The organism is Blastococcus sp. SYSU DS0669 (genome assembly GCF_054050895.1).
The window spans coordinates 398,856-420,950 of record NZ_JBJHAE010000002.1; the positions used below are offsets into that span (position 1 = coordinate 398,856).

At 75.0% G+C, this 22,095-nt stretch carries 20 protein-coding genes; 7 read left to right on the forward strand and 13 right to left on the reverse strand.

The genetic code is table 11. The features are described from left to right. Nucleotides 1–56 precede the first annotated feature (56 nt). Nucleotides 57–725: a hypothetical protein gene (locus ACI792_RS04495; RefSeq protein ID WP_456601515.1), complete on the forward strand. Its 669-nt coding sequence runs from the start codon at nucleotides 57–59 to the stop codon at nucleotides 723–725. 11 nt (nucleotides 726–736) lie between these two features. Here ACI792_RS04495 and ACI792_RS04500 read toward each other — a convergent pair whose 3' ends face one another. The 3 genes from ACI792_RS04500 to ACI792_RS04510 form a co-directional block, all read right to left on the reverse strand. Beyond that, the gene (locus ACI792_RS04500) at nucleotides 737–1,930 is read right to left on the reverse strand and encodes an MFS transporter (protein WP_456601516.1); all 1,194 of its coding nucleotides are present in this window, start codon (nucleotides 1,928–1,930) and stop codon (nucleotides 737–739) included. A 179-nt stretch (nucleotides 1,931–2,109) separates the two neighbouring features. Continuing rightward, nucleotides 2,110–3,561, reverse strand: coding sequence for an esterase (locus ACI792_RS04505; RefSeq protein WP_456580744.1), 1,452 nt, complete (start codon nucleotides 3,559–3,561; stop codon nucleotides 2,110–2,112). A 101-nt stretch (nucleotides 3,562–3,662) separates the two neighbouring features. Then, on the reverse strand, nucleotides 3,663–5,201 hold the full coding sequence (locus ACI792_RS04510) for an acetolactate synthase large subunit (RefSeq protein ID WP_456601517.1): 1,539 nt from the start codon (nucleotides 5,199–5,201) through the stop codon (nucleotides 3,663–3,665). Between the two features lie 178 nt (nucleotides 5,202–5,379). Here ACI792_RS04510 and ACI792_RS04515 point away from each other — a divergent pair, with 178 nt between their 5' ends. After that, a complete protein-coding gene (locus ACI792_RS04515) occupies nucleotides 5,380–5,676 on the forward strand; it encodes a WXG100 family type VII secretion target (RefSeq protein ID WP_456580746.1) in 297 nt (98 codons plus the stop codon). A gap of 69 nt (nucleotides 5,677–5,745) precedes the next feature. Here ACI792_RS04515 and ACI792_RS04520 read toward each other — a convergent pair whose 3' ends face one another. From ACI792_RS04520 to ACI792_RS04530, 3 genes are all read right to left on the reverse strand, one after another. Continuing rightward, nucleotides 5,746–10,086 carry an FtsK/SpoIIIE domain-containing protein gene (locus tag ACI792_RS04520; protein ID WP_456601518.1) on the reverse strand — a complete coding sequence of 1,447 codons (4,341 nt, stop codon included), beginning with the start codon at nucleotides 10,084–10,086 and terminating at the stop codon, nucleotides 5,746–5,748. 82 nt (nucleotides 10,087–10,168) lie between these two features. After that, nucleotides 10,169–10,480, reverse strand: a complete 312-nt coding sequence (locus ACI792_RS04525) for an EthD family reductase (protein WP_456580748.1) — start codon at nucleotides 10,478–10,480, stop codon at nucleotides 10,169–10,171. A gap of 82 nt (nucleotides 10,481–10,562) precedes the next feature. Beyond that, a complete protein-coding gene (locus ACI792_RS04530; RefSeq protein ID WP_456601519.1) occupies nucleotides 10,563–11,498 on the reverse strand; it encodes a quinone oxidoreductase family protein in 936 nt (311 codons plus the stop codon). 324 nt (nucleotides 11,499–11,822) lie between these two features. Here ACI792_RS04530 and ACI792_RS04535 point away from each other — a divergent pair, with 324 nt between their 5' ends. Continuing rightward, entirely contained in the window at nucleotides 11,823–12,527 is a 705-nt protein-coding gene (locus tag ACI792_RS04535; protein ID WP_456601520.1) for a DUF4230 domain-containing protein, read from the forward strand. Between the two features lie 77 nt (nucleotides 12,528–12,604). On the opposite strand, the gene ACI792_RS04540 is transcribed toward ACI792_RS04535, so the two are convergent. Beyond that, the gene (locus tag ACI792_RS04540) at nucleotides 12,605–13,807 is read right to left on the reverse strand and encodes an acyl-CoA dehydrogenase family protein (RefSeq protein ID WP_456601521.1); all 1,203 of its coding nucleotides are present in this window, start codon (nucleotides 13,805–13,807) and stop codon (nucleotides 12,605–12,607) included. Nucleotides 13,808–13,969: 162 nt separating this feature from the next. Between ACI792_RS04540 and ACI792_RS04545 the strand changes: the two genes are divergently transcribed. Further along, on the forward strand, nucleotides 13,970–14,332 hold the full coding sequence (locus tag ACI792_RS04545; RefSeq protein ID WP_456601522.1) for a DUF4190 domain-containing protein: 363 nt from the start codon (nucleotides 13,970–13,972) through the stop codon (nucleotides 14,330–14,332). Nucleotides 14,333–14,342: 10 nt separating this feature from the next. Here the strand turns inward: ACI792_RS04545 and ACI792_RS04550 are convergent, their stop codons facing one another. From ACI792_RS04550 to ACI792_RS04565, 4 genes are all read right to left on the reverse strand, one after another. Then, nucleotides 14,343–14,540 (reverse strand): hypothetical protein, encoded by a 198-nt coding sequence (locus ACI792_RS04550; protein WP_456601523.1) that lies wholly within the window; start codon nucleotides 14,538–14,540, stop codon nucleotides 14,343–14,345. A 233-nt stretch (nucleotides 14,541–14,773) separates the two neighbouring features. After that, nucleotides 14,774–15,727 carry an HpcH/HpaI aldolase/citrate lyase family protein gene (locus tag ACI792_RS04555; RefSeq protein WP_456601524.1) on the reverse strand — a complete coding sequence of 318 codons (954 nt, stop codon included), beginning with the start codon at nucleotides 15,725–15,727 and terminating at the stop codon, nucleotides 14,774–14,776. A gap of 104 nt (nucleotides 15,728–15,831) precedes the next feature. After that, a complete protein-coding gene (locus ACI792_RS04560; RefSeq protein WP_456601525.1) occupies nucleotides 15,832–16,800 on the reverse strand; it encodes a DMT family transporter in 969 nt (322 codons plus the stop codon). Then, nucleotides 16,797–17,672: a PhzF family phenazine biosynthesis protein gene (locus tag ACI792_RS04565; RefSeq protein ID WP_456601526.1), complete on the reverse strand. Its 876-nt coding sequence runs from the start codon at nucleotides 17,670–17,672 to the stop codon at nucleotides 16,797–16,799. Before ACI792_RS04565 ends, ACI792_RS04560 begins: the two co-directional genes overlap by 4 nt. Nucleotides 17,673–17,696: 24 nt before the next feature. Here ACI792_RS04565 and ACI792_RS04570 point away from each other — a divergent pair, with 24 nt between their 5' ends. After that, on the forward strand, nucleotides 17,697–18,935 hold the full coding sequence (locus ACI792_RS04570; protein ID WP_456580756.1) for a magnesium transporter MgtE N-terminal domain-containing protein: 1,239 nt from the start codon (nucleotides 17,697–17,699) through the stop codon (nucleotides 18,933–18,935). After that, nucleotides 18,928–19,473 (forward strand): DUF1003 domain-containing protein, encoded by a 546-nt coding sequence (locus ACI792_RS04575; RefSeq protein WP_456601527.1) that lies wholly within the window; start codon nucleotides 18,928–18,930, stop codon nucleotides 19,471–19,473. The genes ACI792_RS04570 and ACI792_RS04575 overlap by 8 nt, the downstream gene beginning before the upstream one ends. Nucleotides 19,474–19,574: 101 nt before the next feature. On the opposite strand, the gene ACI792_RS04580 is transcribed toward ACI792_RS04575, so the two are convergent. Next, a complete protein-coding gene (locus ACI792_RS04580) occupies nucleotides 19,575–19,886 on the reverse strand; it encodes an AzlD domain-containing protein (RefSeq protein ID WP_456601528.1) in 312 nt (103 codons plus the stop codon). Next, entirely contained in the window at nucleotides 19,883–20,572 is a 690-nt protein-coding gene (locus tag ACI792_RS04585; protein ID WP_456580759.1) for an AzlC family ABC transporter permease, read from the reverse strand. The genes ACI792_RS04580 and ACI792_RS04585 overlap by 4 nt, the downstream gene beginning before the upstream one ends. A 154-nt stretch (nucleotides 20,573–20,726) precedes the next feature. Here ACI792_RS04585 and ACI792_RS04590 point away from each other — a divergent pair, with 154 nt between their 5' ends. Further along, entirely contained in the window at nucleotides 20,727–21,878 is a 1,152-nt protein-coding gene (locus ACI792_RS04590) for an Mrp/NBP35 family ATP-binding protein (RefSeq protein ID WP_456601529.1), read from the forward strand. Nucleotides 21,879–22,095: the final 217 nt, after the last annotated feature.

The window sequence follows — 22,095 nt, forward strand, 5'->3', positions numbered from 1 at the left end:
TGCCCCACAGTGCTGCGACCGCCGACGCAGGCGGGAGCGCTGACCGGGGAGCAGGCATGACGACGGAGACCGCCACCGTGCACCGCGCCCGCGCCCTCCGACGACTGGTCCCGCTGGCCGGTGCGGCCTCCGTGGTCGTCGCCTACGCGGGCGCCTCGTTGGGTGACCTGGGCGGTGCGGGGATCAGCCCGACGATGGCGCCCGACGTGCTCGCCGCCCGCCTGGAGGACCACGCCGGCGCCCTGCGCGCGGGCGCCTCCCTGCTGTCGGTCGGCGCGGTGCTCGCCGCCGTCTTCGCCGGGCCGCTGTGGCAGCGGCTCAGGGCGGCGTCCGACGGGGTGGCGGTCGTGGGGGCCGCCGGGGCGGTCCTCGCCGCCGCGCTGTGGCTCTCCCTCGCCGCCGACGGCATCGGCCTGGCCACCGCGGCCGACCTGGGCAACGGCGCCGCGGCGCAGGCGCTGCTGACCACCGGCTGGGAGAGCGCGCGCCTGGCGGCCGTGCCATCGCTGGTCATGGTGCTCGCGGTGGTGGTCGCCGGGCTCGGCTCCGGCTCCTTCCCCCGCTGGTTCACCTGGTTCAGCGCGGCGACCCTCGTGCCGCTGCTCGTCGCCCTGACCGCCGTCGGCCCCTCCGGGCTGCTCGGTTTCGTGTTCGGGGGGCTGTGGCTCGTCGTGACGTCGCTCCTCCTCGCCCGGGAGGCACCCCGCGGGGCACCCGCCCGCTGAGCGGCGCGACGTCAGCTCCCGGGCGCAGGGCGCCGGAGCACGGAGGGGCGGCACACCACGGCCGCACCCAGAACCATCACCGCCGTCACCACGAGGGCCGCGCCGACCGAGAGGAGGTCGGCCAGCGCGCCGTTGAGCGCCGCGGCCAGCGGCCGCGACCCGACGAAGCCCATCAGCCAGAGCGCCATGATCCGGCCGATGAACTCCCGCGGCACCCGGTCGTAGAGCAGCGTCGTGATGCCGTTCATGGCCAGCGTCAGACCGACGCCACCGACGACGAAGGCGACGACGGCGGCGGGCACGTTCCAGCTCGCCGCGACGCCCACCGCCGAGCCCGCGAGCAGCACGAGCCCCGTCGTCGCCATCTGGGCGTGGTCGAGCCACCGGATCAGCGCCACCTGCGCGAAGAAGCCGAGGAACGCGCCCGCGCCGAAGGCCGAGGCCAGCACACCGACGAGCTCCGGGCCGCCCCCGAGGACGTCGGCCAGCGAGGGCCCCAGCGTCACGGCCGGGTCGGCGCCGACGCCCACCGCGGTGACCCCGAGCAGCAGCACGCCCACCACCGGGTCGGTGCGGAGGTACCGCACCCCCGCGATGACCGACAGCCGCGGCCCGGGTGCGGTGGGGGCCCCCGGCGTCCGCAGCCGGAAGACCGCCACGAGGAACACGAGGTGGCCGACGGCGGCGAGCCCGAACGCGACGCCGTAGCCGGCGGTGGCGGCCACGACGCCGCCCACGGCCGGCCCGACGGCCCGGCCCACCGAGAAGGTGAGGTTGTCCAGGGCCACGGCCCGCGCCACCTCACCCGGCCGCACCAGCGACGGGAGCAGCGCCTGCATCGCCGGCCCGCCGACGGAGAAGCCGAGCCCCACGATCAGCGCGGTCACCATGACCACCCACGCGGGCACGTCGGTGATCTCGGGGGTCAGCAGCACCCAGCCGGAGAGGACCGCCGCGCCGAGGGTGCAGAGCGCGCGGCCGAGCAGGATCTGCCGGCGTGGGCTGCCCCGGTCGGCCATCGCGCCGCTGAGCGGTGTCAGCACCAGCTGCGGCACGAACTGCGCGAAGCTCACCAGACCGACGAGGAACGCCGACGAGGTCAGCTGCCAGACCAGCGCCGCGCTGGCGATGTTCTGGATCCAGATGCCGACGTTCGCGAGCAGCTTGCCGGCCCAGTAGGGGCCGAAGACGGGGTCGGTGATCAACCGCCGCGACGGGCGGGGTGCGGCGGGCCCGGGCTCCGGTTCTCCTCCGCCGTCCACTGCCACGCAATCTAGGCAGCGCCGCCGGGCACCGGCCACCCGGGTCGGCCGAGAGCCCTCCTCCCCGGGTGGGGAGGAGGGCCCTCAGGTCATGCCGTGCTGGTGCGCGTCAGGCGACGCCGTTACGGGGTCGGGCACTCCTCGTAGAAGGCCCGCGTACCCGTGCGCACGGGGGTGGTGAACTCGCACCCGTAGTTCGGGTCGGCGACGACCTCGGGGTCGAGCACGGAGGCCCCGGCAGGCTTGACGCCGTTCTCCACCCAGTTCACCAGGTCGAGGAACTGGCTGGCCGCCTCCTCGGGCGTGTATTCGCAGTGCCCGGCGGCCCGGATCGGCCGCTGGACGAGCAGGTCCGCGTTGCCCTGGGCGGCGACGTCGCGGGCGTAGTACTGCTCCATCGAGAACGGCACGTAGTAGTCACCCAGGGTGTGCGAGGAGAGCACCGGGACGTCGATGTCGCCGGTGATCGCCGGCACCGGGACCGCCTGGTAGGTGCTCCGGGTCTTGGGCGCCGGCGCCACCCGCTCGATGCGCTGGTCGAGCGTGCTGCCGTCCTCGAACGTGTAGTCGACCGGGTAGTCCTGGTCGGCGTTCATCCACACCGCACCCGGCAGCACGCCGTCGAGCCCGGCGGGCTCGTTGGTCACGACGGCGTAGACGAAGTTCTGGCCCTCCCAGTAACCGAAGGCCTCGTCGTCACCGGGGCGCTCGCCGCCGGTGATCGCCGTGATGTTGTCGCGGAAGACCTCGCCGGCCTCGGTGAGGCCCGAGTACACCGGGGTCGCCGTGGTCGGGGTGCCGAGCGCGGCCTTGAACTGCGGCACGGCCTGCGAGAAGTACTCCGCCTGCGAGGGGAACGGGTAGGCGTCCACCCCGGAGAGGGTCTGCGCCAGCAGGTTGTAGTCGAGGAAGAAGTCGTAGAGCTCGTAGTCCCCCATGACGCCGCACATCGGAGCCGCCCCGTCCCACTCGACCCCGCGGTCGCGCTCGAGCAGCGTGCCGATGACGTGCCCACCCATAGAGACGCCCTGCAGGTAGCGCTGGTCGGCCTTGCCGACGCGAGCGTCGAAGACCTGCGCGAGCCGCTCGGTCGCGAGCGCGCCGGCCTCGATGTCGTACCGGTTCTCGCCGTAGGACGACGCCGCCCACGCGAAGCCGTTCTCGATGTAGGTGCGCCGCAGGTCGTAGCTCGGGTCGCTGACGTAGACGGTCGTGCCCGTGCCCCGGTAGCCGTGCTCCCAGAAGACGACGTCGCCGTTCCAGTCCAGCGGCACCTCGATGCGGTAGGCCGAGCCGCGGTCGATGCCGTAGAGCACCTTGCTGATCGGGTTGCCGGCCTCGTCGGTGAGCGGCACGAACTCCGCGCCCTGCCCCCCGTTCACGTAGTCGTACTGCGGGTCGGCGACCGTCCAGCGGAGGTTGTAGACCGGCTCCTTCGGGGACTGCTGGACCGGCTGCCACTCCGGGTTCGACGACTGGGGAGCGGCGAGGGCCGAGCCCCCGAGGGTGAACGTCCCGAGCCCGACGCCTGCGGCGAGGGCGAGGGGGACCAACCGGTTGCGGTGCAGGGACAAGATGCGACTCCTTCGTCGGCACTGTGCTGCGCGTCACTAGGGCGCCCTTGTCTACCCCACGACCGAGGGAACCGGATAGCCGGGTCTCGGGACGAGGACGCTCAGCGCAGCGTGGCGACGATCAGGTGCGGGCCGGGCTCGGCCAGCGCCTGGCGCAGCTGCTCGGCCAGCTCCTCGGCCGTCCCCGCCCGGCTCGCCGGCACCCCCATGCCCTGCGCGATCGACACGAAGTCCAGCCGCGGGCCGCCGAGGTCGAGCAGCTTGCGGGCCCGCTCGCCGTCGTTGGCCGCGCCCACCCGCGAGAGCTCGTGCTCGAGGATCTTGTACGAGCCGTTGTCGCAGATGATCGTCGTGATGTCGGCCTGCTCGCGCGCGTAGCTCCACAGCGCCGAGATCGTGTACATCGCGCTGCCGTCGGCCTGGATACCGATCACGGGACGGTCCGGGCACGCCACCGCCGCACCGAGCGCCATCGGCAGCCCGTCGCCGATCGCGCCGCCGGTGAGCGCGAGCCAGTCGTGCCGTGGCCCGGCCGAGGTCATCTCCGTCAGCCCGGCGCCGGAGGTGAGGGCCTCGTCGACGACGATCGCGTCCTCCGGCAGCAGCGCGCCCACCACCGCGGCCATCGTGCGCGGGGTCAGCGCACCGGTGGGCAGCTCGGGCCGCTCGAAGTCGGCGACCTCGGGCTTCGCGTCGGGCGCGACGACGTCGGCGAGCGCCCGCAGCGCGGCGGTGCCGTCCTCCCCCGGGGCGCTGAGCACGTGCACCGCGCAGTCCTCGGGCACCGGATGGCCGGGCACGCCCGGATAGCCGAAGAAGTGCACCGGTGCGGTGGCGCCGGCGAGCACGAGGTGCCGGGTGCCGGCGAGGGCGGCCATCGCCATCTCCGGCGGGTAGGGCAGCCGGTGCAGGTCGGGCAGGCCGGCGCCCCGGGTCGACCGGGCCGGGAAGGTCTCCACCATCAGGCGGACGCCGGTGCCCGCGGCGACCTGCGCGGCGGCCAGCTGACCGTCCTCGCCCATGACGTCGCCGCCGAGCATGAGCACCACCGGCTCCCCGGAGCGCACCACCGCGGCGACGTCGTCCACGACCGACGGGGCCACCCGTGGCCGCGGGCGCACCGCGCGCGGCCGGGCCACGGCGGCGCCCTCCTCCCAGGAGACGTCGGCCGGGAGCACCAGCGTGGCGACGCCACCGTTCGCGATGGCGGCCACCGCCTCGGCCGCGTCGGCGGCGACGTCGGCGGGCGAGAGCGAGCGCCGCACCCAGGTGGAGAAGGTGCCCGCGACGGCGTCGATGTCGGACTCCAGCGGCGCGTCGAGCCGTTTGTGCGAGCGCGCGTGGTCGCCGACGACGTTGAGCATCGGCGCCCGGCCGCGGCGGGCGTTGTGCAGGTTGGCCAGCCCGTTGCCCATGCCCGGGCCCAGGTGCAGCAGCGTCGCGGCGGGCCGGCCGGTCATGCGCGCCCAGCCGTCGGCCGCGCCGGTCGCGACCCCCTCGAAGAGGGTCAGCACGCCGCGCATCTCGGGGACGTCGTCCAGGGCGGCGACGAAGTGCATCTCCGACGTCCCGGGATTGGCGAAGCAGACGTCGACGCCCGCGTCGACGAGGGTCCGGATCAGTGCCTGTGCGCCGTTCACACCTGCCGACACTGGCACGCCCTCCGCGCGGGAGCGACCGGAGCCCCCGACGGCGTCCGCACGGGCCCCCTCGGGCCTGTGGACAACCCCCGAAGTGGCGCTGTTCCCGCTGTTACGTTCCGCCGCACATCCGCTCCCGCCGGTGCCCGGTGCACCCGGACCTCCCGATTGGACTCACATGGCGAACGTCAACGTCACCTACCACCAGATGGAGGACGCCGCCGGCCGGCTCACCAACGGGCGGGTCGAGATCGACGGCATGCTCGCGCAGCTCAAGAGCCTGGTCGACCAGCTCGTCGCGGACGGCTACGTCACGGACTCCTCCAGCCGCAGCTTCCAGGCCTCCTACGACGAATTCACGACCGGCGCCCGCACCACGGTCGCCGGCCTCGACGGCATGGCCCAGTACCTGACCCAGGCCGCCGCCACGTTCCGTGAGGCCGACGCCCAGCTCGCGGGGGCGCTCGGCCGCTGACCGCAGCACCACCCGACGGCCGCCTCGCCCCGCGCGAGGCGGCCGTCGCCGTTCCCGGGCCGGCCGCGGTCAGGGTGCGGTGGGGACGGCGACGGTGAGCAGGGCGCCGTCGCCCAGGTGCAGCAGCCCGCGCCCGGGCCGGACCGCCCCGCCGACGGCGCTGCGGGGCACCCGCACGCCGATCAGGTCGCCGTCGGTGCTGCCCTGGGGGGAGAGCAGCACGCCCTGCCTGGCCTTCCTCGCCTCGACCTGCCAGCCCGACAGCCCGGTGCAGAGGGCGTCGGCGTTCCCGCCCAGCACCAGGGCGCGGCGGGGCACGGCTCCCCGCACGACCTCGCGGAAGACCTCGGCCGCGGGGCAGTCGCGCAGCACCTCGCCGTCGTCGAGGAGGAGCACCAGCGGCCGGCCGGGGTCGGCGGTGAGCAGCTCCCACCACCGGTCGGCCGGGGTGGCGGGGTCGACGACGACGTCGAGCACGCCGGGCCGCCCGGCCAGCGCGCGCAGCGGCGAGGCCTTCGGCGCGCAGAGGACGACCGGGGTGCCCTGCCGCAGCAGCGACTCCGCCATGACGACGAGGACGGTGCTGCGGCCCGAGCGCGCGGGCCCCGCGACCACGAAGGCCGGGCCCCGCTCGACCAGGTCGGGTCCGGCGCCCACCAGTTCGTCGCCGCCGACCCCGACCAGCGCGAACCCGGCCCCGGCGCCGGCCGGGCGCAGGTCCCACGCCGCCTCGAAGCCCGGGCGCGCGGGCAGCACGTCGACGCGGAAGGGCCGGGCCGAGCGCGGCACCAGCGCGTCGCGCACGTGGGCGTCCTTGGCGATCCCGGCGAGCGCCGCGGCCTGCCCCGGCCCCGACTCGTCCTCCGCGAGCAGCGCGACCTGCGTCTCCACCGCCCCGTCGACCGCGACCGCCCGGCCCGGTGGCAGCCACCCGGGCACCTGCCGGCCGGCCACGCCGACCAGCGGGTAGTCGCCCCGGTCGGCCAGGCGCATGACGAGCTTGCCGTCGGTGAGCGACGAGAGCCGGCCGGTGCCGAGCGACCGGTCGCCGGTGACCACGGCGGAGATGCCTGCGGAGGCGCCCTCGCGGACGATCGCCAGCAGGACGTCGGTGAGCCGGCCGCCGTCCACCTCGCCGAGCGCCGGGGTGAACCCCTCCCAGCGGTCGAGCAGCAGGAGCACGTGCGGCAGCCGCTCCTCCGCCGGCACCGAGCGGCGCTGCTCGGCGACGTCGGCGAAACCGTCCTCGGCCAGCACCTGCTGCCGGCGCTCCAGCTCCCGGGCGAGCCGGTCGAGCAGCCGGGCCGCGCGCTCGGTCTCCGCACGCGTCACCACGGCGCCGCAGTGCGGCAGGTCGGCCAGCGGCAGCAGCGCGCCGTTGCCGCAGTCGAGGGCGTACAGGTGCACGTCGGCGGTCGAGCACCGCGCGCCGACCGCCCCCGCCAGCGTGCGCAGCAGCTGCGAGCGCCCGCTCCTCGGCGAGCCGATCACCAGCAGGTGCCCGTCGACCGCGGGGTCGAAGGCGGCCACCCGCCGCTCCTGGCTCGCCGGCAGGTCCTGCAGGCCGTAGGGCAGCCAGGTCGCCGGGGCCCCGGCCGGTGCCGCGAGGTCGGCGGCCTGCACCCGGGCGGGCAGCGCCGACAGCCACGGGCTGCGCTGCGCGGGCACGGCCTCGGCCTCCGCCGCGCCGCGGACGGCGTCGACCAGCACCGACAGGTCGGTGACCTCGACGTCGGACGCGCGGGTCGCCGTCGCCGGCTTCCGCGGTGGCGCGTACCCGAGCTGATGCCAGCCCAGCGGGACGACGAACGGCGCGGCCGCGGCGACGGCGCCCTGGCCGGGCCGGCGTCCTCCGATGCGGCCCGCCTGGAAGGGCACCAGCGCGCCGTGCCCCGGCCGCGCGAACCCGCGGCCCGGCGCGGACCTCGGGATCCGCGCCGCGTCCGGCGCGTCGAGCACGTCGCTGCTGTCCGCGCCGTCGGTGACCCGCAACGAGATGCGCAGGTTGGTGTTGGCCCGGATCTCGGGCGACACCACGCCGCTGGGCCGTTGCGTGGCCAGGAGCAGGTGGATGCCCAGCGACCGGCCCCGCTGCGCGACGTCGACCAGCCCGCTCACGAAGTCGGGGAGCTCGCGGGCCATCGACGCGAACTCGTCGATGACGATGAGCAGCCGCGGCAGAGGCGGGCGGCCGGGCTCGCGCACCTGCGACTCGACGTAGTCGTCGACGTCCTTCACCCCGGCGGCGGCCAGCCGGTGCTCGCGGTAGGTGAGCTCGGCCCGCAGCGAGGTGAGCGCCCGCTGCACGAGGTGGGCGTCCAGGTCGGTGACCATGCCGACGGTGTGGGGCAGGTCGACGCAGTCCTTGAACGCGCTGCCGCCCTTGTAGTCGACCAGCACGAAGTTGAGCGCGTCCGGCCGGTTGGCCACCGCCAGCGACGCGATCATCGTCTGCAGCAGCTCGGACTTGCCCGCGCCGGTGGTGCCGGCGACCAGCCCGTGCGGCCCGTCGGTGCGCAGGTCGAGGGTGAACGGCCCGTGGATGCCGGCACCGGCGACGAGCCGGGTGGTCCGCCCCTCCAGCTGCCAGCGCGCCCGCACGCCGTCGACGCTGGGCGGCTCGAGCCCGAGCAGGTCGAGCAGCCGCGCGCTGCCGGGCAGGACGGCGTCGTCCTCCTCCAGGCTCACGTCGCGCAGGGGGGCCAGCGCCCGCGCCGCCCGCTCGGCGAGCTCGGCGGGCACGGGCTCGGCCAGCACCGCGGGCACCGGGTCGTGGCCGCTGCGCCGGAGGACCAGCCGGGCCTCCTCGGCCGGGTCCAGCACCGCGGTCGCGGTCGCCGCCTCGGGGAGGAAGCGCTCCTCCTCGTCGGCGCAGACGGCGTAGACGGCGACGGCGGGGCCGTCCTGCAGCACCTGGGCCAGGCCGGGGGTGGCCCGCAGCGCCCGGAAGCCGTGCACGACGAGCACGTGCGCCGGGAAGGACTCCGGGAGGGCACGCCCGCTCCCGGTGCTCGCGGCGCGACGGGCCTTGATGAGCGCCGTCAGCTCCGCGACCCGGGCGGTCACCGTCTCCGCGTCGTTCCCCACCGAGGCGACCGGTCCCTCGCCGTCGGCCGGGCGGACGTGCGGCAGCCAGCGCACCCAGCCCCAGTCCGCGCTCCCCCGCGCGGCCAGCAGGGTGAGGGCGAGGTCGCGCGGCGGGTGCGCGATCGCCAGCTGCAGCACGGCCCAGCGCAGCAGTCCCGCCAGGGGCCCGGCCGGCCCCGCCAGCCCGACGACGCCCGCCTCGCGCAGCGGCACCACGGCCGGGACGGCGTGCACGGTGCGCTGCTCCGGCGGCTCGCCGGTGCCCGACCGGACGGTGACCACCACGCGGGCCGGGAGATCGGCGGCGCCCAGGCGCAGGTCGAGGGCGTCGGGGTCGGTGCGGCGCCGCTCCCACAGCCGTCGGCCCGGCAGGAGGGCGGTGAGCAGCGCGGTCGCCGGGTCGGGGTGGGCGTCGCGCCGGCGAGCGGTCTCCTCGGCGAGGGCCTGCTCGATCCGCTGGTGGGCGAGGGCGAGCGCCCGCTCGTGCTCCTCGCGCTCCCGGCGCTGGTCACGGGCGCTCTGCCGGCGGTCGGCGACGGTGCTGCCGACCATCATCACCGGGCCGGCGACGGCGAAGACCAGGTACAGCGGCGAGCGCAGGACGACGGCGAGCACGACGCCGACCAGCACCGGCGCCAGCACCATGACCCACGGGAGCCGGCGCGGCTCCCGCCCCTTCGGCGCCTGCGGCAGCTCGATGCGCACCTCGCGCGCCGACGGGAGCAGCCGCGGAGCCCGCACGAACGCGCGCGCCCCGGGGCCGGCGGGCTCGACCGCGGCGTCGGCGACCGGGGCCGGACCGATGACCAGCTGGGTGTGGCCGAGCTGCACCACCTGACCGGGCGCCACCGGCACGTCGTCGTCCTCGGGCACCGGCGCGCCCTCGAGCGTGGTGCCGTTGGCCGAGCCGAGGTCGCGCAGCCTCGCGCCGTCCGCACCCAGCCGCAGCAGGGCGTGCCGCCGGGACACCGCCCGGTCGGCGAGGCCGAAGCCGCCGTCGCGGCCGAGCTGGTGCTCACCCATCGGCAGCCCGGCGACCAGGCCGCTGCACGGGCCGCTGAGCACCCGCAGCTGCCACCCGCGCGGAGACCGGTCGGCCGTGACCGGGGCCAGGTGCACGACGACGCCGTCGACGAGCCCGCTCTCCCCCACCGGCTGGTCGTCGTCCAGCCGCGCGCCGGCCAGCCACAGGCCCTGGGCGGGCACGCCGGCCACCCGGGCCAGCTCCTCGCCGACCCGGCCGACCGGCGCGTCGTCGTCCACGTCGACGACGACGTCGAGCGACGTGCCGTCGTCCTGGGCGACGCTCAGCTGGACCCGCACGCCCGGACGGTAGGCGGACGCGCCGCTCCGGGGCCGTCGGCCTGTGGAAAACGCCCAGGCGCGGGACACCCGCCCGGGCGGGTCAGGTGGCGGTCTGCACCTCGAAGTGCACGAAGGACACCCCGCCGGTGGCGAAGTTCGCGAGGTCGGCGCCGGCGGCCCGGCCCTCGGGCGAGGACAGCGCCTCGCCCATGGCCGCCTCGGAGTCGAAGTCCAGCTCGGCGACGAGGTAGGGCGCCGGCTGGGCCGGGTCCATGGCCTTGCCGTGCCCGAAGGTGACCTGCACCAGGCCGGGCTGCTTCAGCGCCAGCGGCACGTGGGTCTCCCGGTAGTAGGCGTCGAACGCCGCCGGGTCCTCCGGGGTCCCGTAGCTGACCACCAGCCTGTGCACCATCTCGACCGACCTCCGCTCTCCCCGGGCTCCGTCGCCCGGTCCGTCCGCGCAGCCAACCAGGTCAGCGGTCCCCGGCGCGACCTCAGAAGGTCAGCACCAGCCGCCCGCGCACGCCGCCGGCCTCGAGCAGCCGGTGGGCATCGGCCGCCTGCTCGGCCGGGAAGGTGCCCGCCACCCGCAGCGTGAGCACTCCCTCCTCCACCTGCCGGCGGAGCCGGTCCAGCGCGGCGCGGTCGGTGGCCACCCGGCGCACGAGGGTCGGGAAGAACCGCAGCCCGCGTTCGCCGTTGCCTCGATAGCCGCGGACGGTCGCGACCGCTCCCCCGTCGCGCACCGCCGGAAGGACCACCTCGTCCTGCACCGAGCCGTCGGCCAGCCCGTGGACGCCCTCGGGGTAGTGCTCGCGGATCCGGCCGGCGACGTCGTCCCCGCGCCGCACCACGACGTCGGCACCGAGCCCGCGCACCAGCTCCTCGTCGGCCTCCGCCGCGTCGGCCACCACGGTGAGCCCGTCGGCCTTCGCCAGTTGGACGACGTACCCGCCGTAGGCCCCGGCCGCGCCCGTCACCGCCAGCACCTCTCCCGGCCGCAGCCCCATGAGGTCCAGCGAGAGCCGCGCGGTGAGCCCGTTCATCGGCAGGGTCGAGGCCTCCACGGCGGTGGCCCCGGCCGGCGCGCGGACGACGGAGTCGCCCGGCAGCACCTTGTCCTCCCGGTAGCCGCCGTAGGGGCCGAACGGGACGACGATCCCCATCGCCAGGTCACCCACGGCCAGGTGGTCGACGCCCTCGCCGAGCTCGGTGACGACGCCGGCGACGTCCATGCCCGGCACCCACGGCGGGGTCTTCACGGGGTCGCGCCCGGCGTAGGCGCCGCTCCGGGCGTGGGTGTCGGTCGGGCTCACCGCGGCCGCCTGGACCCGCAGCCGCACCTGCCCCGGCCCCAGGGGCTCGGGTTCCACGTCGACGATGTGCAGGGCCTCGGGCCCGCCGAACTCGGTCACTCCGGCTGCGCGCATGACTCTTGCCTACACCCCGGTGCCGCACCGGCAGCGAGCGACGCCCAGGGCGACGGTCCCGGTCCCGGGCACAGTCGCTCTCTGCCCAGCCCGGGTGGGCAGACACCGACTGTGCCCGGACATGCATCGGCCCGGCTCACCGACCCGGTCGAGGCGGCGGCCGCCACGGCGGTGGCAGCGTCGGCCGCGACCCCGGCAGCTCGGAGGGCGTGGCCCGGGCGGACCCGACCGACACGCCCACCGGCGGAATACCGACGACCGTGGCGGCGCTCACACATCCGATCATCCCGTCGCAATCCCTGGCCCGATTCGCGAGGTGTCCGCGTGCCCGCACTCCTGACCGACCGTCCCAGCGCTCCCGCCGCCCCGGCCGCCCGTCGCCGCGTACCCGTCCGGCTGATCGGTGCCGGCGTCGCCGTGGCCGTCGCCGTTCCCGTCGTCTCCGCCGTGGGCGGCTGGATCTCCGACTGGGGCTCGCCGCTGGAGCCGCAGGTCGTCGACCGGAGCACCCCGGCGCTGCTGATCGCCCTCGACGACCTCTCCGAGTACCACGCCGCCACGGCGGACCTGCAGGTGATGGTCGACCTCGAGGTCGACACCCCCTGGGTGCCGTCGGTCATCAGCGGCGAGCGGGTGCACTTCCTCGCGACCGGCACCGCCAACGCCTATGTCGACTTCGAGGGCCTGGACGACGGCGCCGTCACGCTCTCCCCCGACGGCGGGTCGGCGACCATCGTGCTGCCCGCGCCGGAGCTGTCCGAGGTCCGGATCGATGCGGACAGCAGCCGGGTCGTCGACCGCGATCGCGGGCTGGTGCAGCGGGTCGGCAGCGCGCTGGTGGAGAACCCGACCGACGACAGCGACCTCTACGCGGTGGCCGAGCGGCGCCTCGCCGCCGCCGCGGCCGACAGCGACGTGCTCGAGCGGGCGGAGACCAACACCCGCGCCATGCTCGGCGCGCTGGCCCGCTCCCTCGGGGTCGACGACGTCACCGTCGAGTTCGAGCCACCGGCCCGCGACGCCGGCTGAGACGGGCCCCGTCCGCCCGCCCTCTGCAGGGCCCCGCCGCGAGCCTGCGCGTGGTGGGACCCCGCAGAGGTGCGTCCTCAGCCCTTGAGCTTGTAGGTCTTGAGCAGACCCCGGCTGATGATCGTCTTCTGGATCTCGCTGGTGCCCTCGCCGATGAGCAGGAACGGCGCCTCGCGCATGAGGCGCTCGATCTCGTACTCCTTGGAGTAGCCGTAGCCGCCGTGGATGCGGAACGACTGCGTGGTCACCTCGGCGCAGTACTCGCTGGCGATCAGCTTGGCCATGCCGGCCTCGACGTCGTTGCGCTTGCCGGCGTCCTTGAGGCGGGCGGCGTTGACCATCATCAGGTGCGCGGCCTCGACCTTGGTCGCCATCTCGGCCAGCTGGAAGGCGATCGCCTGGTGCTGGGCGATCGGCTTGCCGAAGGTCTCCCGCTGCTGGGCGTAGGCGACGGCGAGCTCGAAGGCGCGGATGGAGATGCCGCAGGCGCGCGCGGCGACGTTCACCCGGCCGACCTCGACGCCGTCCATCATCTGGGCGAAGCCCTTGCCCGGCGCGCCGCCGAGGATGTCGGCGGCCTCGGCACGGTAGCCGTCGAACACCAGCTCGGTGGTGTCGACGCCCTTGTAGCCCATCTTGTCGATCTTGCCGGGGATGGTGAGCCCCGGCTTGACCTCGCCGAAGCCGGCCGGCTTCTCGACGAGGAACGTGGTGAGGTTCTGGTGGGCCTTGTCCGCGCCCTCGTCGGTGCGCACGAGCGCCGCGACGAGGGTGGAGCTGCCGCCGTTGGTCAGCCACATCTTCTGGCCGTCGATGACATAGGTGTCACTGTCGCCGTCACGTACTGCCCTGGTGCGGATGCCGGCGACGTCGGACCCGAGGCCCGGCTCGGACATCGAGAACGCACCGCGCACCTCACCGGTGGCCATGCGGGGCAGGTAGTGGTCCTTCTGCTCCTGCGTGCCGTGCTGCTTGATCATGTACGCGACGATGAAGTGCGTGTTGATGACGCCGGAGACGCTCATCCAGCCGCGGGCGATCTCCTCGACCACGAGCGCGTAGGTGAGCAGCGACTCGCCGAGGCCGCCGTACTCCTCGGGGATCATCAGCCCGAAGATCCCGAGCTCCTTGAGCCCGTCGACGATCTCCTGCGGGTAGACGTCGCCGTGCTCGAGCTCCTGCGCGTGCGGGATGATCTCCTTGTCGACGAAGCTCCTGACCGTCGACAGGATCTCCTGCTGGATGTCGGTCAGGTCGGCGGTCTGGGCCAGACGGGTCACAGGTTCGCTCCTCGGGGACTCCGGTGTCCGGGTTACCGGTGAGTATGGAGCACCCGGCCCCCCGGCTCTGCGTGCCCTCGGTCACTCCCCGCGGGCGACGGCGTGCAGGCGAACTCGCGGGGGTCGGACCGCCGGCGGCCGGCGCGGGCTAGCGTGCCCCGCGTGACCTCCCGCGACGAGCCGCCCCAGGGCGGCCCCGGCTACGGCCCCCCGCCGGGCTACGGGCCGCCGCCCGGCTACGGGCAGCCCTACGGCCCGCCACCCGGGTACGGCCCCCCGCAGTGGGGCCGGCCCACCAACACCCTGGCGATCCTCGCGCTGATCATGGCGTTCGTCTTCGCGCCCGCGGGGCTGGTCCTGGGCATCGTCGCCCGCCGGCAGATCCGCCAGACCGGCGAGGACGGCGCCGGGCTCGCGCTGGCCGGGATCATCGTCGGCGGCCTGGTCACCGGCTTCTTCGTGCTGATCATCCTGCTCTGGATCGTCGCCTTCGCGGCCCTCTCCAGCGGGGGCTTCGGCCCCTGAGGCGCCCCGGCTAGATCTCGCCGACGAGCACGCGCCCGAGCGTGTGGATGATGTTCGGGATCTTCGCGTGCTCGAACCCGACGCTCTGGATGGTGGTGGTGTCGGCCTCGGGGTCGAAGATGATCTGGATGACGGGCTTGCCGCCCGACGCCGCCAACATGGCATGGATCGTGCGGTCGGCTTCCCGCGTGATGACGTCCTCGGCCATCGACCTCACCTCTCGCCACGCTTCCGGGCGCTGACGGTGCTCCAGCGGACACGGTCCGCGCAGGCCGCCGGCACCACAAGCCATCACGGCGCCCGCCGGACCACTCGGCGACGGGTCGTCACCGGGCGCGTCCCCGCATTTGCGGTCGGTTCGGTATCGACTTCACACCGGCCCGACGACGGCGGCCACCCGGACCCACCGGGCGGCCGCCGTCTCGTGTCCCTCGGAGGAGGTCACGCCTCCGGCGGGGTGAAGGACGACGTCCGCTGCAGCCCGGCGGCCCGCCCCTTGCCGGCGATGACCAGGGCCATCTTGCGGCTGGCCTCGTCGATCATCTCGTCGCCGAGCATCGCGGAGCCCTTCTTGCCACCGGCCTCCGACGTCGCCCAGTCATAGGCGTCGAGGATCAGCTCGGCGTGGTCGTAGTCCTCCTGCGACGGCGCGTAGATCTCGTTGGCGGCGTCGATCTGGCCCGGGTGCAGCACCCACTTGCCGTCGAAGCCGAGCATCGCCGACCTCTGGGCGACCTCCTCGAAGGCGGGCACGTCGCGGACCTGCAGGAAGGGGCCGTCGATGGCCTGCACGCCGCGGGCGCGGGCGGCCATGAGGATCTGCATGAGGATGTAGTGGAACGGGTCCCCCGGGTAGTCGGGGTGCAGCGCGCCCACGACCAGCGACTTCATGTTGATGCTGGCCATGAAGTCGGCGGGGCCGAAGATGATCGTCTCGATGCGGTTGCTGGCGAAGGCGATGTCGTTGACGTTGATCAGGCCCTGCGCCGTCTCGATCTGCGCCTCGATACCGATGCGGCCGACCTCGAGCCCGTTGCTCTTCTCGATCTGGGTGAGCAGCATGTCCAGCGCCTTGACCTGGGCGGCGTCCTGGACCTTCGGCAGCATGATGCAGTCGAGGTTGGCGCCGGCGCCGCCCACGACCTCGAGCACGTCCTGGAACGTCCACTCCGTCGTCCAGTCGTTGACGCGGACGGTCCGGATCTTGTCGCCCCAGCCGCCCTCGTTCAGCGCCGCGACGATGTTCTTGCGGGCGCCGGGCTTGGCCAGCGGCGCGCAGGCGTCCTCCAGGTCGAGGAACACCTGGTCGGCCGGCAGGCCCTTGGCCTTCTCCAGGAACCGGGGGTTGCTGCCCGGGACGGCGAGGTTGGAACGACGGGATCGGAGCTCGGCCACGGTGCCTCCGCTGGTCGACGACGTTGGTCACCGGAGGGTAGCGACGACGATCCCCGGCCACGGACCCGCATTGATCATCGGCCGTCGGGCGACGGTGGCCTTTCTCAGGTGGCGGGCTCGACCAGCGTCGTCGGGCGGCCGGCCCGCACCACCAGCGCCACCCCGGCCACCACGAGGAGCACCCCGGGGAGCGCGAGCAGCGGGGGCACCTGCTGCAGCAGCACCAGGGCGAACAGGAGCGCGCCCGGCACCTCCAGCAGGACGGCGAGGCTCACCACGGTGGGGCCCACGGAGGAGAGCACCAGGTTCAGCAGCGTGTGGCCGAACAGCTGGGCGGAGACGGTGATCGCCGCGATCAGCCACCAGTCGCGCGCCTCGAACCCGGTCAGCGGCGCGTCGACGAGCAGGGCGGCAACGGCGATCACGACCGCGCAGACCGAGTAGCAGACGACGGCGTACGCGGAGGTCGCCAGCCGCTGCCGAGCGCGGGCCCCCGCGAGCACGTACCCGCCCGCACAGATCGCCCCGAGCAGGGCCAGCGCGTCACCGGCGAGCGCCTCCGCGCTCACCGTCACGTCCACCCCCACGATGAGGACGACGCCGGCGAACGCGAGGAGCAGCCCCCACCACACCGCGGCCGGCAGCCGGACCCCGGAGACCCGCGCGGCGAGCGCCGTCCAGATGGGGGTCGTGGTGACCAGCGCGACCGAGGCGGCGACGGTGGTCATCGACAGGCTGGGCAGCCACGCGGCGAAGTGCGCCGCGAGGAAGAACCCCGCGACGACGGAGCTCCGCAGGTCGCGCCACCGGAGCCCGGTGAGGGTGGACCGCTCACCGGTGAGGAGCACGGGGACGAGGAGTGCGGCGCCGGCGGCGTTGCGCCAGAAGGCCAGCGCCAGCATCGGCGCGGCGACCATCGCGGTCAGCGGCGCCGACAGCGAGACGCCGACGACCGCGAGGGCGAGCAGGCCGAACTCCCGGCCCCCCGGACGGTGCAGCGCCCAGGCGGTGCCGGCCCCGTCCAGAGGCTCCCGCCGAGCGGAGCGAGGTGCGAGGGGAACGGGGTCCTTCACCAGCGGGGCACCCGGATGCGGCCGGACGCGACCGGCACGACCGCGCCACGCACCGTGGCGGCGACCGCCCGGCTGCCCGCGGCGGTGACGGTGCACTCGAGGACCGAGGGACGCCCCATCCGCTCCCCCTGCCGCACGGTGTAGCCGGACGTGCCCTCACCGGCGAGCAAGCCGCTCTCCACCAGCCACACCCCGGCGCCGAGGGCCGCCGAGCCGGTGGCCGGGTCCTCGCCCCAGACCAGGTCGCGGGCGAAGACCCGCGCGCGGGCGGTGGCCGTGGCGGCGTCCCAGGAGAGCACCGACACCCCCTCCCCCACGTCGAACCCGGCGAGCGCCTTGGGTTCGGGGGCGGCGCGGTCGACGGCGTCGGGGCAGACCGAGAGGTAGGCGAACGGCAGGCCGCAGCCGGCGACGTCGGCGGGCACACCGGTGAGGTCGTCCGCGTCCAGGCCGAGCGCCGAGGCGAGCGCGGCGGAGGGGGGACCGTCGTCGAGGGTGGGCCGGCCGCCGGAGAGGGTCGCGCCCTCGCCGTCCACCACGACGTCGAGCACTCCGGCACCGCACTCCTGGCGCAGCAGGCCCGCCGGCAGCCGCCCGGTGCGCACCAGCGTGTGCGCCGCACCGACGCTCGGGTGGCCGGCGAACGGGAGCTCGGCGTAGGGGGTGAAGATCCGCACCCGGTAGTCGGCCCCGGGCTCGGTCGGGGCGCACAGGAAGGAGGTCTCCGAGAGCGCGAACTCGTTCGCCAGGGCCTGGCACTGCTCCGTCGTCAGCTCGTCCGCCCCGAACACCACGGCCAGCGGGTTGCCCGCGAACGCACGCGGGGCGAAGACGTCGACGACCTCGTAGTCCAGCTCGACCGGGGCAGCCACGGCCCCGACGGTAGCCTTCCGACCGTGACCACGGCGACGAGGGCGTACGTCTCCCGGCTCGCCGGGCTGACCGTCTTCGACCCCAACGGCGACCGGGTCGGCAAGGTGCGCGACGTCGTCGTGGGCCTGCGCGTCGGGACGGCCTGCCCCCGGGTGCTCGGCCTCGTGGTCGAGGTGGTCGCGCGGCGGCGGATCTTCGTCCCGATGGGCCGTGTGACGACCCTGGACCCGGGCGCGGTGCTGCTCGCCTCGGGCACGCTCAACCTCAAGCGGTTCGAGCAGCGGGCCGGCGAGACCCTGGTGCTCGGCGAGCTGCTCGACCGGCGGGTGACGATCAACGAGTCCGGGCGCCCCGCGTCGGTCGTCGACGCCGCCATCGAGCAGACCCGCACCGGCGACTGGCTGCTCTCCCGCGTCGCCGTCCAGGAGCCCGGCCGGCTCGGCCGGCGCGGCCAGCTCCACCAGCTGGAGTGGGACGAGGTGACCGGGCTCGCGCTGCCGCAGACCGGGCAGGGCGCCGAGACGCTGATCGCCACCTACCGCGAGCTCAACGCCGCGGACATGGCCCACGCCCTGCAGGAGCTGCCGATCAAGCGGCGGCACGAGGTCGCCGAGGCCATGGACGACGAGCGGCTGGCCGACGTCCTCGGCGAGCTCCCCGAGGCCGAGCAGATCACCATCCTCGGCACCCTCCAGGAGAGCCGGGCCGCCGACGTCCTCGAGGAGATGGACCCCGACGACGCCGCGGACCTGCTCTCCGAGCTGCACGCCGTCGACCGGAACCGGCTGCTGGAGCTGATGGAGCCCGACGAGGCCGAGTCGGTGCGCCAGCTGCTCAAGTACTCCGAGGACACCGCGGGCGGGATGATGACCAGCGAGCCGGTCATCCTCTCCCCGGACGCGACGATCGCCGAGGCGCTGGCGCGGGTGCGACAGGAGGAGATCACCCCGTCGCTGGCCAGCCAGGTGTACGTCTGCCGCCCGCCGTCGGCCACGCCGACCGGCCGCTACCTGGGGCTCGCGCACATCCAGCGGCTGCTGCGCGAGCCACCATCCACGCTGGTGAGCGGCGTGCTGGACGACCTCGAGCCGCTCAAGCCCGAGGCCCCCCTGGCCGAGGTCACCCACTACTTCGCGACCTACAACCTCGTCGCCGCCCCGGTCGTCGACGCGCAGGGCCGGCTGGTGGGCGCGGTCAGCGTGGACGACGTCCTCGACCACCTGCTCCCCGACGACTGGCGGGAGCGGGCCCGCCGTGGCTGACGGCCCGCGGCTCGACGTCCCCCGCAGCGGCGCTCACCGGTTCGGCAGCTTCCTGCGCCTCAACCCCGACGCCGTCGGCCAGTTCGCCGAGGGCATCGCACGGTTCCTGGGCACCGGCCGGTTCCTGGCCGTCCAGACGATCCTCGTCGTCGTCTGGATCTCGCTCAACGTCTTCGCGGTGCGGCTGCGCTGGGACCCCTACCCCTTCATCCTGCTCAACCTGGCCTTCTCGACCCAGGCCGCCTACGCCGCGCCGCTGATCCTGCTGGCGCAGAACCGGCAGGCCGACCGCGACCGCGTGCAGGCGGAGGAAGACCGGGCTCGGGCGGCGTCGACCCGCGCGGACACCGAGTACCTGGCCCGCGAGCTCGCGGCGCTGCGGGTGGCCGTCGGCGAGCTCGCGACCCGCGACTTCATCCGCGGCGAGCTCAACCGCCTCGCCAGCGAGGACGGCGACGACAGCGAGAAGCGCGAGAAGAAGCGCAAGAGGCGGGAGCGCGAGGAGGCCGAGGCGCGCGGCGGCGCGGCCCCGGTCTAGCCAGGCCCGGCCCAGGACGACCACGAGCAGCAGTGCCACCACGGCGTCGACCACGCCCCGCACCGGGTGGACCAGCGCGCCGGCGCGGTCCGACGCGCGCGTCAGCCCGTGAGGAGGTGCACCCCCGCGCCCGCCGCGCCGGCGAGCAGCAGCACCACGATGAACGGCGCGCGCAGCGCCAGGGCCAGCGCGGCCACCACCAGGCCGGCCAGGCGGCCGTCCACCACGATCTGGTCGCCGCTGGTCAGCCCCTGGACGACGACCAGCGCGGCCAGCAGCGCGGCGGGCACGAAGTCCACGACCCGGGCCACCCACGGCTGCTCCACCCAGGCCGCGGGCACCGAGAGCCCCGCCAGCTTGAGCAGGTAGCAGCCGGCCGAGGCGACCAGCACCGCGGTCCAGGTCGCGCTCACGGGGCCACTGCCCGTCGCGGGCGCCCGGCCAGGGCCACGGCGACGACCGCGGCGACCACCTGCACCCCGGGCGGCACGTACGGGGTGAGCGCGAGCGCGACGACCGCTCCCCCGACCGCGACCCGTCGCTGCACCGCGGGCTCGGCGAAGCCACGTCCCAGCCGGGGCCACAGCAGCGCCAGGAACGCCGCCGGGACGACGGCGTCCAGGGCCGCCCGCGCCGTGCCGCCGAGCGCCGCGGCACCCAGCGCGCCGACCGCCGTCGTCACGTTCCAGGTGAGGTAGAGGGTGGCGCCCCCGACGAGGAACGCCAGGCGGGCCAGGGCGCGGTCGGGTGCGGCCAGCGCGAGGGCCGTCGTCTCGTCGATGACCCAGTGCGCCGAGCCCGCCCGGCGCAGCGCGCCCCGGGGACGCAGCAGCGGCACCAGGCGCACGCCGTAGACGGTGTTGCGGGTGCCCAGCAGCAACGCGCTGCCGACGGCGGCCAGCGGGCTGCCGCCGGCGCCGAGCACGCCGATGAGCGCGAACTGCGAGGCGCCGGTGAACATCACCGCCGACAGCACCACCGCCTGCCAGAGGTCCAGCCCGGCGGCGTCGGCCGCGGCGCCGAACGCCACCCCGTAGAGGCCGACGGCGAGCCCGAGGCCCACCGCGTCCCGCAGGGTCTCGGCACGGTCGGGCTGCACGACGACGACCCTAGTTGCGCCCCAGATCACCCTCCGCCGGGCCGTCGGGTCCGCGTGCCGCCGTAGAGTGGCAGGCGACCGATCGCGCGGGTCGCCGCTCCGGCCGCGACCACCGGACGCCGGTCCCCCGCTCGTGAGGAGACAGACGAACACGATGTCCGACCAGCTGACCGGCACACCCGCGCTCGACGCCGTCAACGCCGCCCTGGCCACCGTCCAGGACCCCGAGATCAACCGCCCGCTCACCGAGCTCGGCATGGTCAAGGACGTGCGGATCGGGCCCGACGGCTCGGTCGCCGTCGAGGTCTACCTGACCGTCGCCGGCTGCCCGATGCGGGAGACGATCACCAACCGGGTCACCCAGGCCGTGGGCGCGGTCCCGGGGGTGACCTCGGTGCAGGTCGCCCTCGACGTGATGAACGACGAGCAGCGCGCCGAGCTGCGGAAGACGGTGCGCGGCACCGACGCCGCGGACCCGGTGATCCCCTTCGCGCAGCCCGGCTCGCTCACCCGCGTCTACGCCGTCGCCTCCGGCAAGGGCGGCGTCGGCAAGTCCAGCGTCACCGTGAACCTCGCCGCGGCCCTGGCCAAGCGCGGGCTCTCGGTCGGTGTCGTGGACGCCGACATCTACGGCCACTCGGTGCCGCGGATGCTGGGCGTCGACGACAAGCCCACGCAGGTCGACAACATGATCATGCCGCCGCAGTCCATGGGCGTGAAGGTCATCTCGATCGGCATGTTCACCCCGGGCAACACCCCGGTCGTGTGGCGCGGGCCGATGCTGCACCGCGCCCTGCAGCAGTTCCTGGCCGATGTCTGGTGGGGCGACCTCGACGTGCTGCTGCTCGACCTCCCGCCCGGCACCGGCGACGTCGCGATCTCCATCGCGCAGCTGCTGCCGAACGCCGAGATCCTCGTCGTCACGACCCCGCAGCTGGCCGCCGCCGAGGTGGCCGAGCGGGCCGGTGCGATCGCCACCCAGACCCACCAGCAGGTCGTCGGCGTCATCGAGAACATGAGCTGGATGGACCTCCCCGACGGCTCGCGCGTCGAGGTGTTCGGCTCCGGTGGCGGGCAGACCGTCTCCGACGCGCTGACCCGCACCCTCGGTGCCCGGGTGCCGCTGCTCGGCCAGATCCCGCTGGACACCCGGCTGCGCGAGGCCGGCGACGCCGGTGCGCCGATCGTGCTCGCCGACCCGGACTCCCCCGCGGCGCAGGCGCTGGAGAAGATCGCCGAAGGCCTCGCCGTCCGCCAGCGCGGGCTCTCGGGCATGTCGCTGGGGCTGACCCCGGTCCGCCACTGAGCAGTGCACGACCCTCGCGGGGTCGGTTCCCGGACGTCCGGGGACCGGCCCCGCGGCGTCTCAGGACCGGGCCCGTCCGCTCGCGCCGTCGTCCTCCCTCCCCGCGGCGCGTCCTCCCTCACCGTCTGCCCTGAGGGAGGGCGCTCGACGATCAGGTCACCTGATCCCGGCGGCGGGGGGCGAGCGCGCGGCCTGGAAGACCTGTGCCGGCCCCTGG

Excerpts from the sequence above, each read along its gene's own strand:
- ACI792_RS04515 (WP_456580746.1), top strand. The coding sequence starts at position 5,380 with ATGGCGAACGTCAACGTCACCTACCACCAGATGGAGGACGCCGCCGGC.
- ACI792_RS04550 (WP_456601523.1), bottom strand. The coding sequence starts at position 14,540 with ATGGCCGAGGACGTCATCACGCGGGAAGCCGACCGCACGATCCATGCC.
- ACI792_RS04495 (WP_456601515.1), top strand. The coding sequence starts at position 57 with ATGACGACGGAGACCGCCACCGTGCACCGCGCCCGCGCCCTCCGACGA.
- ACI792_RS04530 (WP_456601519.1), bottom strand. The coding sequence starts at position 11,498 with ATGCGCGCAGCCGGAGTGACCGAGTTCGGCGGGCCCGAGGCCCTGCAC.
- ACI792_RS04525 (WP_456580748.1), bottom strand. The coding sequence starts at position 10,480 with ATGGTGCACAGGCTGGTGGTCAGCTACGGGACCCCGGAGGACCCGGCG.
- ACI792_RS04590 (WP_456601529.1), top strand. The coding sequence starts at position 20,727 with ATGTCCGACCAGCTGACCGGCACACCCGCGCTCGACGCCGTCAACGCC.